We start from the raw sequence: 2,332 nt of genomic DNA, 5'->3' as shown, positions 1-2,332 counted from the left end.
CGACGCTGGCACGAAGGTCATCGTCGGCGGTTCGTTCACCAAGGCCCAGGACCGTGGCGCGTCGACCGTCGAGGTCACCCGGAGGGCGCCGTCCGCGTCGCCCACGACACCACCGCCGTCGCCGCCTCCGTGGCCAGCCCGGCACCCCACACCGCCGGGTCGAGCCGGTAGAACAGGTTCAGCACCTCGACCTCGTCCCACCGCACCACCTTCACCCCGCAGAACCCCACCGCCGCCCGCTCCGGATCGCGGCGCGGGCGCACCGTCCAGTACCCGAAGCCGTACGCCCGCCAGTGCGCGTCCCACGCGCGGTACCGGTCCTCGGCCTCGGCCACGTCGGTCAGCAGGTCCGACGGGTTGTGCGCGCAGGCCCGCCGGTCGGTGTGCAGGGCGTGGATCCGCGCGACGTCGGCGGGCGTCGGGCGGCGCAGCGACAGTCGTGCCGTGACCATCTCCTCAGCGGGCGGGGCCGTCATGCCGACGATTCTCCGGCCAGGGGCGACGCCGCGAGGGGTGACCTGCCCGACACCGTTGGCATTGCAGTCGTATCGCCAACCGGGTAGCCTCGGATGCAATGCACATGCATTGCAAAGGAAGAGGCATCCCATGCAGATCATCCCCCTGTCCGACATCACCGCCGACCTGCGCGACCTCGTCGGCGGCAAGGCAGCCGGCCTGGGGGACCTCATCCGACACGGCGAGCGCGTCCCGCCCGGCTTCTGCATCACCACCGCGACCGACCTCGACACCCTCCCCGAGGCCGAGATCATCGACGCCTACCAGCGCCTCGGCGGCGGCCCGGTGGCCGTACGCTCCAGCGCCACCGCCGAGGACCTGCCCGACGCCAGCTTCGCCGGCCAGCAGGACACCCTCCTCGACGTCACCGGCGCCGCCGACCTCCTCGCCGCCATCCGCGCCTGCGGACAATCCCTGCACGGCCCCCGCGCCACCGCCTACCGCGACGCCCACCACATCGACCACGACACGGTCCGCATGGCCGTCGTCGTGCAACAGATGATCGCCCCGGCCGTCTCCGGAGTGCTGTTCACCGCGAACCCGCTGACCGGCTGCCGTACCCAGATGATGGTCGACGCCGCCCCGGGACCCGGCACCGCCGTGGTGGACGGCGCCACCGCCGTCGACCACTACGTCCTCGACGGATCCGACCAGCCCGCCAGGGGAGTCCTCAGCCCGGCGCACCTGGCCGACCTGCAGGCCGCGGGCGTCCGCATCCAGCGGCACGCCGGCGGCCCCCAGGACATCGAGTGGGCCATCGACGAGCAGGACACCCTCTGGGTGCTCCAGTCCCGGCCCATCACCACCCTGTTCCCCCTGCCACCGGCCACCGACAAGCCCCAACCCCGCGTCTACCTCGAGTTCGGGCACGTCCAGGGCATGCTCCAACCCGTCACCCCGATGGGCATGTCCACCCTCAGGGAACTGATCGCCGCCATGCTCGCCCCGCTCGGCCTCAAGGTCGAGATCGTCGACATCGGCGGCCGCCTCTACGGTGACCTGACCGACCTCGCCCGCGACCGGTCCGCCCGCAAGCGCCTGGTCAAGCTCATGGCCGTCGACTTCGGCCCGCGGGCCCAGGCCGCCATGGAACACATCCTGGCCGACCCCCGCTTCGCCCCGCTCGAGCGCGGCGCCACCCGCGCCCGCACGGCGAACCCCGACGCCCTGCGTACGGCCGCCCGCGCAGTCACCGGAATCCTGCGTACCCTCGCCCGGCCCGACGCCGCCCGGACCCGCCTGTTCCACGCCGTCGACCGGATGCGGCTCGCCTCGACCGCACCCGACGAGCCGACCACCACCGCCGACCGGCTGCGCCTGGTCCAGACGCAGGACGCGACGGACAGCCACGACGAGATCACCTGGCCCGTCGTCGCCGGCATCCTGGCCGCGTCCGTGCCGTCACATCTCCTGAAGGGCCTCGTCGCACCGGACGAGATCCAGCGGGTCCTCGGCGGCATGCCCCACAACGTGACCATCGAGATGGACCTCGCGCTGTGGCGCATCGCCGAACGCGCCACCGAGCACCGCCGCCTGCTGCTGGACACACCCCCGCACCGGCTGGCGCTCCTGCACCGCCAGGGGAGGCTCCCCAACATCGGGCTCGCCGCGTTCCTCGACAGCTACGGCCACCGCGGCGTCGCCGAAGTCGACCTCGGCGTACCGCGCTGGGAGGAGGACCCGACACCGATCTTCGCGATGCTCGCCAACTACCTCCGGCTCACCGACGCCGACCAGGCCCCCGACCGACGCTTCGCCCGCGCCGCCGCCACCGCCGAGGCCACCCTCGACGGCATCGCCACCCGCGCCCGCCGCC

2 protein-coding genes are annotated in these 2,332 nt (G+C 73.2%); one reads left to right on the top strand and one right to left on the bottom strand.

Annotated features, from left to right (window positions below; genetic code table 11):
• Nucleotides 1-74 precede the first annotated feature (74 nt).
• Nucleotides 75-476, bottom strand: coding sequence for a GNAT family protein (locus tag AB0I76_RS27850; RefSeq protein ID WP_357041490.1), 402 nt, complete (start codon nt 474-476; stop codon nt 75-77).
• Nucleotides 477-606: 130 nt separating this feature from the next.
• Between AB0I76_RS27850 and AB0I76_RS27845 the strand changes: the two genes are divergently transcribed.
• Nucleotides 607-2,332, top strand: a 1,726-nt coding sequence (locus tag AB0I76_RS27845) for a PEP/pyruvate-binding domain-containing protein (protein ID WP_357041487.1), incomplete at its 3' end; no start/stop codon positions are given.

This window comes from Micromonospora sp. NPDC049799 (assembly GCF_040656655.1).
In the GTDB taxonomy this organism is placed as follows: domain Bacteria; phylum Actinomycetota; class Actinomycetes; order Mycobacteriales; family Micromonosporaceae; genus Micromonospora.
Note: the sequence above shows the minus strand (reverse complement) of the source record. Positions and strands in the feature narration are given on the sequence as shown.